Raw genomic sequence first — 15,248 nt, 5'->3', positions numbered from 1 at the left:
GGAATATTATGACATTGCTGAATCCTATCCCAGCTAACATGGTCGCAATTGAAATTACTCAGCCTGGCGGGCCAGAGGTATTAGCCCCGGTTACACGGCCAACACCACTGCCAGCCGCAGGTGAAATTCTGGTTAAGGTGTCTGCTGCGGGCGTAAATCGCCCTGATGTCATGCAGCGCCGTGGGCAATATGCCCCACCGCCCGGTGCATCAGATATTCCTGGTTTAGAGGTTGCTGGTATTGTGGTTGCGATTGCCGCTGATGTTAGTCGATTTAAGATTGGGGACAAAGTGTGCGGACTTATCGCAGGTGGTGGTTATGCCCAATACTGTGTCATACATGAAAGTAATGCCTTACCTATCCCTACAGCTCTTACTGATATTGAAGCCGCATCACTGCCAGAAACATTCTTTACTGTATGGAGTAATCTATTCCAACGCGGCCACTTTACTGCTGGTGAAACAGTATTAATTCACGGAGGATCTTCGGGTATAGGGACTACAGCAATTTTATTGAGCAAAGCATTCGGCGCAAAAACGATTATTGTCACCGTGGGTTCAGAAGAAAAACGTCAAGCATGTTTAGCATTAGGTGCAGATATCGCCATTAATTACCACACAGAAGACTTTGTCGCTGAAACCAAACGAGCCACTGCCGGAAAAGGCGTTGATGTTATTGTTGATTTAATTGCTGGAGATTATGTCTCTCGTAACTATGAAGCTGCTGCGATGAATGGCCGCATCGTTCAAATTGGTATCCAGAATGGCAATGCCAAAGATCTTAACCTTATGCTGATGCTGTTAAAACGTCTGACCCACATCGGCTCCACATTACGCTCGCGCAGTGTTGCTGAGAAAGCGGTCATCGCCAAAGAGCTGGAACAGCAAGTTTGGCCATTGCTGGGTAAGAACAAGATGAAACCACAGATATTCCAGACGTTCCCATTAGAAGGTGCAGCAAAAGCCCATGAGTTGATGGAAAGCAGTACACATATTGGTAAAATTGTCCTGACCATTTAGCCCTGTTCATATCTCTCATTATCGGTATTGCAAAGGCTTAATCAGGTGAAATCGGCACTCAAGTGATTGCTTTCACCTGATTAATAAATAATATATCCACTGAGCCCGCTAGCTATAACAGTTTTGCAAACTAATTCATCGAATTGATATGCTTAAAATTTAACTTTTCATGCTAATCTATAACAAACCATTATGGTTTGGTTTTTATGAGTTATTAATCACAAGGTCATAATTATGGACATAATTAAAAAAATATTAATCGATGACATCACAAGAATAAATCAGAAAGAAAATAGAGATGGCCGGTTAAAATTTAACAGCGACTTTGTCTACAAACACCCCTACCTCTGTTTGGCTATGTTGATATCATACTTTTTTGTATTGATTTTGATGTATTTGACGCCTTATTTTGGTACTGGCTATATGATTGCCTTTACTCTGTTCTTCGTATTGATGTCCGCAATTCTTATGATGGAGATCAAACCTGTATTCAAGTTTGAAGATATTGGTATTCTTGATTTACGTGTTTGTTATAACGGCGAATGGTTCTTTAGCCGTGCATTATCGACTCAAGCGATTGATGAGATATTAAATAGCAAAAACATCAGTGATGATTTCAAGCTCCGCTTTAAAAACATTATCAGTAATAAAGGTGAAATAGACTTTTACGATGTTTATGATTTAGCCTATTTGCAAAAAAAATCTATGCGAACCAATAGCCTGAATGAGACCTCGTCGTTAGCCAGCACCTCTGCAATTAGGCATTAATCCTCCTATAGACAAACTCATACCCTAGTCATTCTAGAGGGTATGAGTTTATATTTTAGCTACGATATCTTTTCAGATGATGGGGTCATCATGACTGTTATTGAGATTATGCCTGCTCTTCATCGGCTTAACACTCAATCGTCAATCTATTTTTTATTCAATCAACATCATCTTTTTGCAAGGAAAATATCGTTAATAAATCAAAATGATGCCTATAATAACGCCATTGTACCTAATAATAAGAGGTGTGGTGGGTATGGATAAAATTGACGAAAAATTGATTGCCATTTTAGCTGAGAATGCTCGGATATCCCTGAAAGACCTATCTCAACAAGTCTGTCTCTCCTCTCCCAGTACATCTGAACGTCTACGACGTCTTGAAGACCGTAATATCATTCGCAGCTATACATTAGACTTGGACCAACGGGCTTTCGGTTATGGTCTGCAGGCTATTGTTCGTGTCAAACCTATAGCAGGAATGCTGTACGTAACGGAAAAAATGATTCAGGAGACTCTTGAGTGTGTTGAATGTGACAAAGTTGCTGGCGACGATTGCTTTGTTAGCCGTTTATATATCCACTCAATGGAACAATTAGATGCAATCATTGATCGCTGGTCAGAACACGCAGAAATCCAGACTTCAATTGTCAAATCGACCCCAATTTTAAGGCGACACCCCCCTTTAATGCAGTTGTCTAAGGCAAGCAAAATCTGAAATCTGTGCCATAGCCCTCACATTATCTATAATAAAAAGTTATGATTGAGATGCATAATATTTAAAAGCGGATAATTGATGAGCAACCATAATCAAAGTCATACGTCAGATTCATCGATTCTTACGCTCCCATACAGCCGTTGGGATCACCGTGAAATTGAAAGTACCAATGCCATTGATGCACTGGAACAAGGTAAAGTGCTGTTTTTACCTCATCTAACTTTCGAGTTGAGTGAACAGGAAAAACTGTTGCTTGACCCGGCACTCGTTGATGTTAAACGCAAAAACATTAGCTTTAAGCCGTTGGAGGGGACACTGACCGGCGTCACCGATGAAAGTAAAATGGCCTTAACCCGCCAGCTACTTGAGCGCTATTACCAAAATTGTCTTAGCCTAGTAAACCAGCTCCTCCCAGAGTACACCGCGGCCCTGCACAGCCCGACCAACAGCCTGCGCTTACATCCTGTCACCGCCTGGCGTGATAAAACATCATGGCGCAAAGATGATAGTCGTTTACATGTTGATGCTTTCCCTTCGCGGCCTAATTATGGTGAGCGAATCATGCGAATCTTCACCAATATCAATCCTCATGGTGAACCCCGCTCATGGCGCGTCGGGGAAGACTTTACACAACTCGCCAGTCGCTATTTGCCACAACTTGGCAGTTATTCCCCCATTAGCAGTTGGCTGCAACATAAAGTCGGTATCACCAAACGCCGTCGTAGCCACTACGACCATCTGATGCTCCAACTGCACGATAAAATGAAAGCCGACTTGGATTATCAAAAAAATGGCCGGCAGCAAGCCATTGACTTCCCATCAGGCAGTAGTTGGATCTGCTTTTCAGATCAAACACCTCACGCGGCAATGGGGGGGCAATATATGTTGGAACAGACATTCCTACTACCGGTTGACGGTATGAAAGACCCCCAGCAATCGCCACTAAAAATATTAGAATCACTAACACAGAAGGCACTGATATAAGTCAGCGCTTTCTATCGATACAGACTGTGATAAATCCGGCTTATTAACGGATTTATCACAGCTATAGGCCCTATGATATAGACCGAAAACTAACTATAAAAAAATGCTTTTCAGACTTGATCACAGAGAAAAAAATAAATATCATTTTTACCGCAGTAGAAACCAACTCTATAATAGTTTGACCTGAGGCAAAGAAATTGACCTCATCGAGTGTAGCCTATATCGGGCAATTATTTAGCTATCCACTTTTTCGGCTATAGGTATATATCTTAGATACTGGTTTGATTTTATGGGCGGATTATTCACCCGATAGTTGTTAAACCTTATCGGATAACTATTGGAGGTTAATATGGTTAAAGTCTATGACAGAAACAGAAACCAAATTATCCCAGGCAAACGTGTCATGGTTGCGCAAACTGGGGAGATTGACGTAGCAAAAGCTATCCATGCGGAAGGCCTGGGGCCAGTACAAGCAGAGCGAGCGCCAGTTGTAGAGTTACAGCAAACGGGTGAGCGCTATGTTCCGTTCGATTTAGTCAGACTCGGTTAATTGTTTATTGCACATAGCATTTTGGTAAATTAAAACCTCACTTTATTAGTCTCGGTACTTATATGCCGGAGTAAGCCTATATTTTCTAGGCAACTCCGGCCGTTACCATTTATATAGTACAAACATCTATTAGAATTCAATTAATAACTAAACTCAACAACCATAACGCTGTATATATAACACGTTCAGAAATGATTAACTTATCCGGTAGGTATTATACTCACCGGATAAGTTTACGTTAAATATGGCAAGCTGGCTCAATCATTTTAGCCACTTTCTTTTGGAAGGTCTCAAGTTGACACAGTTTGTTATCACCCGTATTTTCACACTCTTCAACCGTGATTGGAACAATACCTGCAGGATTATTTTTTAGGTCTAACTTTTCAGCACGCCTTAACTGATCCATCGTTTGGTAGAACATTTTCACCGCGACATAACGCTGATGATTATCAGGATTCTGCCATAGCTCAAATACCAATCCCCCTCCTGGCGGAGTATTATCAGGTTGCTGCGGCAATTGCCAATTCGCCCCCAACATTCCGGCAATATTAGCAATATTGGTATCATGTCCCCCGAGGAAAAGTACTTTAGTTTGTGGTGATAACGGCAGTTTTTGCCCTTGAGCATCACGTTGTAACAGCAATGCTGTCTCAATTTGTTGCAGCAACGGCGTTCCTTTATGGCGTGCGATGTAAGGCGTCTTAGCCATTAAATCAAATTGCACATTATGTAGCGATAATAGTGAAGCCCAATTCTCTGCCCCATTGAGTCTATGCCAGGCAACATCAGGCATGGCTTGTGAGTTTTGTAACAGGAATATTTCACCCAACGTTGATGACAATGCCAAAGGGCCACTCAGTGAGACTTTGGTCCCTGCCTTATTTACCGTGATTTCATTAGCGGCGAAAGTGGCGAAATCACAAGTTTTTCCTGTTTGTTGTAGCGACTGACAGTAAGGGGATGCAGAAAAATTCAATATCTCCCCCATCTGAGCAAAAGGTTTCGCGTAACGCTGACTCAACGTGTTTAGTGGCCCCCCCAACCGCTCCTCAACCGCTTTATGAGTTTGGGTTGAATCTAACTGACAGACTCCGGCCTCAACAGGATGAAATAGCGGGTCAATTTTCTTCAAATCAGCCTGATAATGTACTGTGAGGCCACACCCCGGCGCGATCCCATCTAAAAAGGCTTGTCCCGTTAAGCGAGTGCGCTGGTCAACATCTGCTTGTGCATAAATGGCCCCATCCGCTGGACACCCCATAGGTAGCAACCCTTGATGACGGAAATAATCGCCATAAAAGCCCCCCATCAGTGTCACCAATTCTGCGCCTCGGGGGGTTAAATACCCTGCTTTTACAGGCCATTGCGGCCACTTATCAGGGGTAACATCATTCATTAGCTGTGTTTGTTTTGTCGGAGAGCGAACACCGTGACGGCTCAAAATGACTACGCGCTCCAAAGTGTAACCGGTGGGTGGTGCGACAACCGGTGCAGCACTGAGAGTAAAGCTACCGAGTACCAAAGTGAGTGCGGATAACCGCAAACTCTTTTTTGCGACTGTCATAATTTTATATCCTTATTAAAACTACGAATATTTTTTGCCCTATCGAGTATGGTCGACGATACCTCACCTCACAATGTACAAAACGATAAACAGCCCTAGCCTACTGATACTGACTGCGGCGAAAAAATTTGTGTTGGAACGCGCTAAATATGATTCGCTTCTCATTGTTAGAATGATAATTAGCCGATTATGTAATTAACAATGTTTATACTTAAGGAGGCCACAGACCGTTTTACTCCCGGTCAAAATCTCGCGTATTAGGGCTGATGGAGATAGCCCATAATCCGGCAGTCATTACATTAATAAATCATAAGGAGTCTGACATGCGGAAAGCAGGCGATATCGACAGAGTCATGTCGGCCAGACAACTTCCCAACAAAGCTGTGGCCCTGATTCTTGCAGGTGGCCGCGGCTCACGCCTTAAAGACCTTACGTCTGTCCGAGCAAAACCAGCCGTTCACTTCGGCGGGAAATACCGCATTATCGACTTCGCATTATCTAATTGCCTTAATTCAGGCATTCGCCGTATTGGTGTGATAACGCAATATCAATCCCATACCTTGGTACAACATATTCAGCATGGTTGGTCATTTCTCAGTGAAGAGATGAATGAATTTGTTGATTTATTACCCGCACAACAGCGTCAAGGGCGGGAACATTGGTATACCGGCACGGCAGATGCCGTGTTTCAAAATCTAGATATCATCCGCCGCTATCGTGCTGAATATGTCGTGATTTTGGCAGGGGATCATATTTATAAGATGGATTACTCGCGCATGTTGCTGGATCACGTCGAAAGCGGCGCAGCCTGCACGGTGGCTTGTATTGAAGTCCCTAAGGAAGAAGCGACGGCTTTCGGTGTAATGGAGGTCTCCGAAGATTTACAAGTGAAAATGTTCTGGGAAAAACCCGAAGACCCACCAACTCTACCGGGTAAACCGGACCGCAGTCTGGCCAGTATGGGGATTTATGTGTTTAATGCAGAATTCCTGTTTGGCCTGCTTGAGATTGATCATGCTGATGAGAGCAGCAGTCACGATTTCGGCAAAGATATTTTGCCAAAAATCACCGAACAAGGTCATGTTTGGGCGCATCCCTTCTCGCTATCCTGTGTTTCTACTTCGCCAGATGCCCCTGATTATTGGCGTGATGTCGGAACATTAGATGCCTATTGGCAAGCAAACCTCGATCAAGCGGCTGTGACCCCTGAACTGGATATGTATGACTCTCATTGGCCGATACGTACCTATGCCGAGCCATTACCACCGGCAAAATTTGTTCAGGACCGTTCTGGCAGCCACGGCATGACCATGAATACATTAGTTTCTGGTGGCTGTTTTATCTCCGGATCCGTAGTGGTCAACTCCGTGTTGTTTTCCAGAGTTCGTGTGAACTCATTTTGCAATATTGATTCCTGCGTATTGCTGCCCGACGTCAATGTAGGGCGCTCTTGTCGATTGAAACGCTGTGTTATTGATCGCGCCAGCACCCTTCCTGAAGGAATGGTCATTGGTGAAAACGCAACTGAAGATGCGCGCCGTTTCTATCGTTCGGAAAATGGTATTGTCCTTGTCACCCGAGAGATGCTGGCGAAATTGTAAAGGTGACCGGACATGGACAAGCCGAGAATAATTTATATAATCAGGCCAAACAAATGAAAGGGTTTGATTATGTCATTTACTGAATGGGTTATTCTGGGTGTGGTGATTGGTTGTGCTGTGGGCGCCTTACTGAAGATTTTTGGTAAGAAAAAAGACAACTAACCTGTTCAGTTCACTGAATCAATAACATGAGACGGTACGTCATAGTGCCGTCTCTTTTTGTATCGCCAAGTCACCTAGCCAAAACCAAATCAATCAACGGCGCACTCACCATCACCAACCACAATAATAGAGCGCTGCCTATGGCACGACGCAACAGTTTAGTCGCTCCCCTCCAGCGTGAATCAAGTGCGCGGCCTGCTGCTAATTTTTCACCCCAAAGTTGCTGTAATGCAGCATCAATATGTTCTGTTTGTGGCTCGCAGGTATACAACAAAGCAAAAAGACGCTCATCTAGCCATAAACGCCAGCAATAGTAATGCGTTACGCCCGCAAGCAGCAATAACAGTGCAGCAACCCAACTCTCCGCCCCCCATAAAGCAAATATAATGGGGGGTAGCGTCAGCGCAGCCAAATAGCGCCAACTGGCAAGATGAATGGTCAAAACCTGCCCTGCTACAGGATGATTTAGCATGCTATATTCCTTTTTTGCCATAGGGCAAGCGCCTGCAGATGCCGTGGCTGCAATACCACTTGCGGGCGAACTTGTTGCAGCAACTCTGCCGCCGCCAGTGGCGTCGCTGCCCATTTATTGTCCAGTAACCATGCCGCAATCACCAATGCACTGCGTGACATACCGAGCGCACAATGGACCAAAACCGTACCATGCTGTTGATGAAGTTGATGAAGAGCATCGACTGCCTGTGCAAGTTGCTCTTGGCTCGGCACCACCAAATCCATCAGCGGGCAGCACTTATAGGGTCGATTCAAGCTATGCCGGCTACGGCTAAATTCCGCTGTGACATCCAACACGCTGGCCTGCAATAGAGGTGCTCGTGGGTAACTGCCGATAAATACCCCCCCTGCGACTTCTATTGCTGAAGGTAATTGGCGAGTGAACCCATACATCGAGAGCCACGCCCCCAGCCGATAAGGCCATAGTAGCAAGTAGGCAGACGGTGAAATTCTGCCATTTTCCTGCTTTTGAAATACCCCGGCCCCGCAACTGCGATACCCAACGGCCACCGCAAGTAACGCCAACGCGGGCCACCCCAATATTGACCAGCCATTTCCCAGCCACAATGCAGCCCCGCCCACCAGTAACGCACCACCGCCATACCAACGTGCTAATTTCAGTGATGAATGGCACGGGCGTTGCCAGCACCAACTGCTATTTATTGGGATCAGATAGCTGACAACCACGCCCACGGCTAACCCGGTAACAATATCAATCACATGATGCTGCCAAGTGGTCAAAACGGATATTGCAATCAAGACAAACCAACCACTCATTAACCAACGTAAAATCCCTTGGCAGTGTGGCCAGAAGCGCAACCATAACAACCAAGCCAGCATAATATGCAATGAAGGGGCCTGATTGTATGGTAAATCAAACAGTTCCAACTGTTGAAACAACCAACCGAAGGGTCCGTCAGTGATGGGCCGTACAAAACTGAACTTAAGTGGAAATAACAGAAAACCGAGGCAAGCCACCAACGATGCCATCACCAAACGCCATGCATGACGAGTTTGCTCTCGTAGCGAAGTACAGATGAACAATGACAAGCCATAGAGCAGATCAATGCTCCAATAGGGCACTATTGTCCAAGGCAAAAAAGGAATATAGTGCTCCCACCCAAACACTACACTGCCTACCCCAATGCGGCTGGCCGTGAAATGGTTGGTCTGGCCGTAACTGATAAAGAATAGCGGCCCCAGTAACAACAGCCATAGCACAGCTCGCCGCCAGACTTGCCGACGGCGAGCCACACCGTTAACCTCAGTCATGGGCACGACGAACCGCTAATGACACGGTAAAAATACCCCATTCATCAATCAGTTGATGACATTTATCAAAGCCGGCCTGTTCGACAAGAGCATCCATCTCCCCTTGACTACGCACCCGCATCACCCACGGCTGCCCCCCTTGATGGCTGGTCAATGCGCGCGCAATCATTTTAAGCTGTGGATGCCATGGTTGCCCGGTGTAGACCAGCACACCTCCGGGAGGAACTGCCGCGGCCAGTCCAGCCAATGACGCCTCAATCATCTCATTTTGCGGGAATAGCTCATATAAACCAGAAACAATGGCGAGGGTTGGATTGGGTGTCAAACTCGCCAGATCATCCCGATCAAAAGCATCACCTTTTTCAAAACGGGCAATCTCAGTCAAATTACGCTGGGCAATCATTGCCTGCCCTTTTTCAACATTCAGTTCGCTGTAATCACGTAGCAAAATTTGCTCAACATCAGGCTGATTCGTGAGAGCATCCAACACATAGCGACCATGGCCTGCAGCAATATCGACAATGCGCAGTGGCATCCCTTGTTCACGTAACCGCATAAGCGCCATTTGTATGGTTTGCTGCAAGTGAACTTTACGCATACGAATACCCCGCCAGCCAATGCTATTGAGATATTGTTGGTCGATATATTTTCCGAGAGTATTCTTGCCCTCCGGCTGGTTACGATAGACATAATCCAGCGTACTACCAGAGTCAAAACCAGTCTCGAACCCTAACCGGACGCCAGTGGCGCTGCTACCTAGCGTCTTCATGCCATAACGTAATGTGCGGTAATACAACCCTTCAGCTGAATAGGATTTTAGCGGCACTTGTAATGCGCGATAGCTATCCGCACTGGCACTCCAGCGGTCTTCATAACGGTAATGGTGAGTGGGCAGCGTTTCGGTATACAGGCGCTCAATAAAAATGCGCATTTTATCAAAGGCCAATTGACGATCTTTTTCACCCAAAGTGTCGTGATAGAAGCCAGGCAATATGTGCTGCTCTTTTACCGGGCTGCGAAGGCGTTGATAAAATCTCTGTTGCGGTGCGCGATGAACCACAAAATCATCCCCGGAAATCAGTAATTGGGTTGGTAATGTGATAGCAGCGGCGTCTTGTACAATTCGCTCGGCGGCGCGGTAGAGATCTAGCAGGATGTTAACCGCAATGGGTCGGCTAACCAGCGGATCGCTATCAAAGCTGGCGACACGCTGGGCATCGTGGGTCAAAAATTTGCCTTTAACATAGGACTTGACGTAAAACAGACCGCGAAAACGGTGCATCAGAGTCAACCCTGGCCGAGCAAATGGCACATACAATTTTACTTTAAATGCTGGTGAAGCCAGAATCATTCCGCGAATTTTCGGCGCATAGTCATGCACCCACGTCGAGACCAGCACTGCTCCCACACTTTGTGCTACCACCATAATATCGTGCATTGACACTTGGCTTTCTACTGCGGCAAAGCGGACAAACTCATCAACATCTTGCACTGACCGCGCCAAGCTGGGGCTGTAACCACGATCTCCCGGTGATTTGCCATGTCCTCTGGCATCCCAAGCATAAAATGTCACATCAGGCAGCATCAACTCATCAACAATGTGCTGCAAACGCCCTGAATGCTCATGACCACGGTGAAACAACACAATTACCCGCTTGGTCGGGCTATTTTGCGCTGGCCAACAGCGGTAGAAGAGCGGAACATTATCACTAGTCGTAAAGGTGAGTTCCTGAGCAATACGATGTCCTTGAGTCACGGAATTTTCCTTGTTGCGCGTTGTTGCAGGGTGAGAAACCGCTGCTGTAATTCAGCTCGGAATGTCTGTTTGTCATCATGAAAATAGAAAGGTTTATCAACATAGATATCAATAAAAAAGGGCACCGGGATTCGTTGCCCTTTACCCATCGCTCGCCCCAGCCCATGCATATACACCGCAGTGATTGGCGTAGTGGGAAATTGGCGGCTCAAATACCACAAACCCGATTTGAACGCGGAGAATTTTTCCGGCTCGCCGCGTGTCCCCTCAGGGAACAAGATCACAATTTTATTATTAGACAGCGCGTCAATGCAGCCTGCCAGCGGGTCACTGCCCTTGCCTGCCCCACCCCGGGCTACCGGAATAATGCCAATCACTTTGGTTGCAAACCAAGCGATAGCACGGTTACGCAGGAAGTAGTCGGCGGCCGCGACGGGGTGAACCTGCGACAGGGTTGATAAGGGGAATAAGGTAAACAGCGTCAAGATATCCAAATGGCTATTATGATTTGCCACCACAATGGCCGGCCCTTTGAGCGGTAGCTGTTTTCGCTGCCAAACAGACACACCCAGCCATACCAGTACCACCGGATACGCGACACACAACGTAAAAATCCAGCGCAACAGTCGGTTCACGGCCAGCCCTCAATAATAAAAATAGCGAATAAAATGAAAGAACAGTGGCGCGGTGTAGATTAGAGAGTCAAGCCGGTCGAGAATGCCGCCATGACCGGGGAGTAATTTGCCTGAATCTTTCACCCCAAGATCTCGTTTAACCGCCGACATCACCACATCACCGCAAAATCCGGTAAAACCAATCAGTAATCCGGTCAACAGTGAGAAAGTAAAGTTCATCGGGGTTAATAAAGGCCCCAAAATCCCCGCTAAAAGCATGGTCGTTGCCACACCACCCAATAAACCCGCCAACGTCTTATTTGGACTAACTCTCGGAGTAACTTTAATGCGGCCTAATGACTTTCCCCATAAGTATTGAGCAATATCATTGAGTTCAGTTAGCGCCACCAAGAAGACCACTAACAGTGCTCCTTGCCCACCAATGCCGCCAGGCAAGACCATCAAAAATGCCACATGACTTAGAGCAAAAACTGTGGTCATCAAGCCCCAATGCATGTTCGCCGCCGCATGCAGGAAGCCCTTGGTATCACCAATCAGCACCATACGCACCGGCAGGAATAAAAAGGCATAGATCGGAATAAAAATAACGAACATGCCGTACCAGCCCATGCCAATCCATAAATAATGAATAGGGATAGCGAGATACATCCATAGCAGAGGAATATTGTCAGAACGGCGGGTTGAAATAAGTGTCAGGAACTCTTTGAGGGCCAGAAAACTAATGAAGCCAAAGATAACCAACGACAGCCATTTCGGGCTAACCATCGCCACAGCAAAAACAATGATGATCAGCCACCAACTAGTGATGCGTTGGCGTAATTCCAACCAGTCCTTTTGCGGATAGCGCCATATCAATACCAGCATAATGGCACTGGCAAGTGCCAAGAGAGCAAAAATAACGGACAAGCTGATAGCAAGCGTTGTGTTCATATTATGCCTCTGGCTTTAGCGCGGCCCGGCAGCGATTCACGCAGGTCCACAGCAATAACAGCGATGCAAAAGCAAATAACCACCCGGAATACGCCAATGACCCCGGCCATACGGCAATAGCCAACCCATAAGCCCCGAACAACAATGCACGGTCGCTTTTCCCCATCGGCCCCTGATACCCCCTTGGCCGCTCCAAGGTTTGCGCCATCACGCCACAAAACTCACTCAGTAAGGCTAAAAACACTGCCAATATGACCAGTTCTGGGCGAGCCAAAGGCAGTAAAGCGAATGGCAGATATAACGCAATATCGGAGACAACGTCGCCGATTTCATTCAATAAAGCCCCCAATGACGACTGTTGGTTAAATTCCCGAGCCAGCATGCCGTCGATGGCATTCAGTGCCATGCGGATAAACAAAAACACTGGCAGTAGGGCAAATATTATCCGCGAGGGATATAACATCATTAAGCAGCCAACCCCCAATGAAGCTATCAGGGTAAATGATGTGACCTGATTAGCTGTAATCCCTCGCTGATATAACCAAACCAAACACGGGCGCAACAGCGCCTGAAATCGCGGTTTAATATCATAAAGCGTCATAAATGCACCTGTGTATTAACGCTGAAATAATCAGCCATTGTCTGGTGAGGAGGGATTCGAATTATTCCGCACCAAATGATGCTAGAAAGGTATCATTTGTGGGCAAAGAGACCAATAAAAAATGAGACAAAAAGGGATCTACTTTATTGATTTATAGGAATTTTCTTGGTTATTCATTTAGAAAACACCCGAAGACTATCACCGTAAAAACGGATCAAAAAAGATGTTTATTTTTGAATATTCAGGATGTTAAGGCTGCAATGTCTGCTCACCAGTCATGACGGTACCGAAGTCATCCAGCACGGAGTAAAACACCTTCATTCCGGTGGTGACAGCTCCTTTTGTCTGCTCCAGCACAAAACTGTCCTGTCCTTTGGGGTCTATCATGCCGTTTTCGGGTATCACAGTGGCCACCGCCTGATTTTTATCTCGCCCCAACGATATTTCGAGCAACGTCTGATGGAAAGGTGTGGGGTTACTCACAAGCACGGATGATTTATTCCCTTGTTTTATCAAGCGAAAATTCAGTTTATCCTGAATATTGACCGTACTTATACCTTGTAATTGTGCTGGTCGATAGAATAATTTGATGCGCGTTCTGAATGCCATTTGCATCTGACTCGTCGCGTTGTTATTCACCTTTTGCGGAACTTCCAGCACATTCAACCAAAATACCGATTCGCGATCACTGGGCAGAGGTGCCCCGCTGCCAGTAAACAACACTCTCAGGCGTTGCGAACGTTTGCCATCCAGACGCAAAATGGGCGGCGCAACAATAAAAGGTGTTGTGATTTTCTCAGGTGCCGCTTCACTTTCCCCGGTATCAACCCATATCTGTAACAACACTGGAGAGCGACCTTCATTGACCACTCTTAGTGTCGCCTCTTTATCTTTCGCATTGACTATCAAACGCGTTACGCCCAGATAGATCTCGGCCTGTGCTATCGGAGTTTGAATTAATAGGACCATGATACTCGCCAGCATCAAGCCCCTTAATCCTCTACTTTTCAGGCGTAAACCCCAACAATTAAAAGCTGACATAGAGGCCCTACTTATAATTCAGCGTAAAAGTGATGTTGCTATTAGCACTGCCTGCGCCCACGGTGCTACCGGTTTGAAACAGCCCTGCTTGCAAGGGCACGGTGTAGTTGGCCTTTAATGTAGCATCGTAATTATCCAGCAGGTAAACCGTCCCAAATGTCACCGGCGCGCCATTTCCACGCAGTAACTGGATACCCACGCCACTGGCGGTGGAGCTGGCATTCGGTGCCACGACACCATTCGTGGCATCAAGCACTTGCGTGGTCGCGGCGAAGCTATATCCAATGCTGGCTAACCCTGCTGGACATTGGTTGAACGCCAGATTAAATGCTTTCCGCCCCGCAATGGACCCCATGCCATTAAAATCACGCACTGAAGCCTCCGGCAAGTTGACCGTCACATTAGGGGTGGTGCACGTGCCACCATTGGCTATGATTGAACTGCCAGATTTAAATTGAGTGATCATATACGTGAGATCGCCCGGTGCAGGCGTACCGTTATTATAGGTTTGTACATGGCGCATGTAGGTTGGGTCAAACAACGGGATCGCACCATTGGTCAGTGTGTTGGCAGTTTTAACGAAACGTATCTGAACATCTAACCCTAGATAGAACTTAACCCCCGCATTGTAATTGATGGCAATCGACTCAGGGTGTGTCTGCTGCCCCCCGGTAGCAATGGTCAGTGGCTGCCAATTGGTAGTTTTACCGTTCAACGTGAAACGCCAACGGGCAATATATCCCAAGCCTGCTTTGCCAGAATTATAAACAGTATAAGTTTGTCCATCGGTACTGATGCTGCTATCAACCACATAAGGTGGGTAGCCTTGCACACTAAAGGTTATTGGCTGTTGGTAGTTACTGTTTGGCGTACAATTCCAAGCAGTCGAATTATTTGAATTGATCCAAGGGCCAATCACACTGCCCACAACACTGTCTTTGCCTATTTCCAAAGACGTGGTATCGAAATACTGATAATAGCCGCTGTTACGCGCACAGCTAGCATAGCTCCCCTCAGCACTGGCGACTCCGGCATAAACCAGCAGTAATAGCCCCCCCAAGAGCCGATATTTCTCTCTGATAATCCCAGTACCGAGTGCCGATAAAAAGTGTAAAACATCACGTCGCATCATTATCG

The 15,248-nt window shown here is 46.4% G+C and carries 15 protein-coding genes; 6 read left to right on the top strand and 9 right to left on the bottom strand.

Features of this window, described 5'->3' with window-relative positions; all coding sequences use genetic code 11:
* Positions 1 to 8: 8 nt before the first annotated feature.
* From HUZ92_RS13535 to ydfZ, 5 genes are all read left to right on the top strand, one after another.
* Entirely contained in the window at positions 9 to 1,019 is a 1,011-nt protein-coding gene (locus HUZ92_RS13535; RefSeq protein ID WP_050098385.1) for an NAD(P)H-quinone oxidoreductase, read from the top strand.
* 234 nt (positions 1,020 to 1,253) lie between these two features.
* Positions 1,254 to 1,787, top strand: coding sequence for a YlaC family protein (locus HUZ92_RS13530; RefSeq protein ID WP_050098386.1), 534 nt, complete (start codon positions 1,254 to 1,256; stop codon positions 1,785 to 1,787).
* A 256-nt stretch (positions 1,788 to 2,043) separates the two neighbouring features.
* A complete protein-coding gene (locus tag HUZ92_RS13525) occupies positions 2,044 to 2,502 on the top strand; it encodes an Lrp/AsnC family transcriptional regulator (RefSeq protein WP_050140858.1) in 459 nt (152 codons plus the stop codon).
* 78 nt (positions 2,503 to 2,580) lie between these two features.
* Positions 2,581 to 3,486, top strand: coding sequence for a Kdo hydroxylase family protein (locus HUZ92_RS21100; protein ID WP_174846837.1), 906 nt, complete (start codon positions 2,581 to 2,583; stop codon positions 3,484 to 3,486).
* A gap of 349 nt (positions 3,487 to 3,835) precedes the next feature.
* On the top strand, positions 3,836 to 4,036 hold the full coding sequence (gene ydfZ, locus HUZ92_RS13515) for a putative selenium delivery protein YdfZ (RefSeq protein WP_050140791.1): 201 nt from the start codon (positions 3,836 to 3,838) through the stop codon (positions 4,034 to 4,036).
* Between the two features lie 238 nt (positions 4,037 to 4,274).
* Here ydfZ and HUZ92_RS13510 read toward each other — a convergent pair whose 3' ends face one another.
* On the bottom strand, positions 4,275 to 5,600 hold the full coding sequence (locus HUZ92_RS13510; RefSeq protein WP_145579732.1) for an AppA family phytase/histidine-type acid phosphatase: 1,326 nt from the start codon (positions 5,598 to 5,600) through the stop codon (positions 4,275 to 4,277).
* Between the two features lie 323 nt (positions 5,601 to 5,923).
* On the opposite strand from HUZ92_RS13510, the gene glgC reads away from it, so the two are divergent.
* Positions 5,924 to 7,201: a glucose-1-phosphate adenylyltransferase gene (gene glgC, locus HUZ92_RS13505; RefSeq protein ID WP_050098390.1), complete on the top strand. Its 1,278-nt coding sequence runs from the start codon at positions 5,924 to 5,926 to the stop codon at positions 7,199 to 7,201.
* Between the two features lie 232 nt (positions 7,202 to 7,433).
* Here glgC and HUZ92_RS13500 read toward each other — a convergent pair whose 3' ends face one another.
* From HUZ92_RS13500 to HUZ92_RS13465, 8 genes are all read right to left on the bottom strand, one after another.
* On the bottom strand, positions 7,434 to 7,835 hold the full coding sequence (locus HUZ92_RS13500) for a hypothetical protein (RefSeq protein WP_050098391.1): 402 nt from the start codon (positions 7,833 to 7,835) through the stop codon (positions 7,434 to 7,436).
* The gene (locus HUZ92_RS13495) at positions 7,829 to 9,148 is read right to left on the bottom strand and encodes a phosphatase PAP2/dual specificity phosphatase family protein (RefSeq protein WP_145579731.1); all 1,320 of its coding nucleotides are present in this window, start codon (positions 9,146 to 9,148) and stop codon (positions 7,829 to 7,831) included. The genes HUZ92_RS13500 and HUZ92_RS13495 overlap by 7 nt, the downstream gene beginning before the upstream one ends.
* Entirely contained in the window at positions 9,141 to 10,904 is a 1,764-nt protein-coding gene (locus HUZ92_RS13490; RefSeq protein WP_050098393.1) for a bifunctional alpha/beta hydrolase/class I SAM-dependent methyltransferase, read from the bottom strand. Before HUZ92_RS13490 ends, HUZ92_RS13495 begins: the two co-directional genes overlap by 8 nt.
* On the bottom strand, positions 10,901 to 11,539 hold the full coding sequence (locus tag HUZ92_RS13485) for a lysophospholipid acyltransferase family protein (RefSeq protein ID WP_128451044.1): 639 nt from the start codon (positions 11,537 to 11,539) through the stop codon (positions 10,901 to 10,903). Before HUZ92_RS13485 ends, HUZ92_RS13490 begins: the two co-directional genes overlap by 4 nt.
* Positions 11,540 to 11,548: 9 nt before the next feature.
* Entirely contained in the window at positions 11,549 to 12,469 is a 921-nt protein-coding gene (locus HUZ92_RS13480; RefSeq protein WP_050295508.1) for a phosphatidate cytidylyltransferase, read from the bottom strand.
* 1 nt (position 12,470) lies between these two features.
* Positions 12,471 to 13,070 carry a CDP-alcohol phosphatidyltransferase family protein gene (locus tag HUZ92_RS13475; protein ID WP_050140786.1) on the bottom strand — a complete coding sequence of 200 codons (600 nt, stop codon included), beginning with the start codon at positions 13,068 to 13,070 and terminating at the stop codon, positions 12,471 to 12,473.
* A gap of 249 nt (positions 13,071 to 13,319) precedes the next feature.
* Positions 13,320 to 14,039, bottom strand: a complete 720-nt coding sequence (locus tag HUZ92_RS13470; protein WP_174846836.1) for a fimbrial biogenesis chaperone — start codon at positions 14,037 to 14,039, stop codon at positions 13,320 to 13,322.
* 79 nt (positions 14,040 to 14,118) lie between these two features.
* Entirely contained in the window at positions 14,119 to 15,243 is a 1,125-nt protein-coding gene (locus tag HUZ92_RS13465; RefSeq protein WP_050140784.1) for a fimbrial protein, read from the bottom strand.
* Between the last annotated feature and the right edge of the window lie 5 nt (positions 15,244 to 15,248).

The sequence above is a fragment of the Yersinia vastinensis genome, assembly GCF_902726565.1.
Lineage (GTDB): Bacteria > Pseudomonadota > Gammaproteobacteria > Enterobacterales > Enterobacteriaceae > Yersinia > Yersinia vastinensis.
The sequence above is the reverse complement of the archived record's forward strand: the minus strand, read 5'-3'. Positions and strand labels throughout refer to the sequence as shown.

Bases quoted from the DNA above. Each gene is read 5' to 3' on its own strand.
- HUZ92_RS13535 (WP_050098385.1), top strand. From the start codon at position 9: ATGACATTGCTGAATCCTATCCCAGCTAACATGGTCGCAATTGAAATT.
- HUZ92_RS13530 (WP_050098386.1), top strand. From the start codon at position 1,254: ATGGACATAATTAAAAAAATATTAATCGATGACATCACAAGAATAAAT.
- HUZ92_RS13525 (WP_050140858.1), top strand. From the start codon at position 2,044: ATGGATAAAATTGACGAAAAATTGATTGCCATTTTAGCTGAGAATGCT.
- HUZ92_RS21100 (WP_174846837.1), top strand. From the start codon at position 2,581: ATGAGCAACCATAATCAAAGTCATACGTCAGATTCATCGATTCTTACG.
- ydfZ (WP_050140791.1), top strand. From the start codon at position 3,836: ATGGTTAAAGTCTATGACAGAAACAGAAACCAAATTATCCCAGGCAAA.
- HUZ92_RS13510 (WP_145579732.1), bottom strand. From the start codon at position 5,600: ATGACAGTCGCAAAAAAGAGTTTGCGGTTATCCGCACTCACTTTGGTA.
- glgC (WP_050098390.1), top strand. From the start codon at position 5,924: ATGCGGAAAGCAGGCGATATCGACAGAGTCATGTCGGCCAGACAACTT.
- HUZ92_RS13500 (WP_050098391.1), bottom strand. From the start codon at position 7,835: ATGCTAAATCATCCTGTAGCAGGGCAGGTTTTGACCATTCATCTTGCC.
- HUZ92_RS13495 (WP_145579731.1), bottom strand. From the start codon at position 9,148: ATGACTGAGGTTAACGGTGTGGCTCGCCGTCGGCAAGTCTGGCGGCGA.
- HUZ92_RS13480 (WP_050295508.1), bottom strand. From the start codon at position 12,469: ATGAACACAACGCTTGCTATCAGCTTGTCCGTTATTTTTGCTCTCTTG.
- HUZ92_RS13475 (WP_050140786.1), bottom strand. From the start codon at position 13,070: ATGACGCTTTATGATATTAAACCGCGATTTCAGGCGCTGTTGCGCCCG.
- HUZ92_RS13470 (WP_174846836.1), bottom strand. From the start codon at position 14,039: ATGGTCCTATTAATTCAAACTCCGATAGCACAGGCCGAGATCTATCTG.
- HUZ92_RS13465 (WP_050140784.1), bottom strand. From the start codon at position 15,243: ATGATGCGACGTGATGTTTTACACTTTTTATCGGCACTCGGTACTGGG.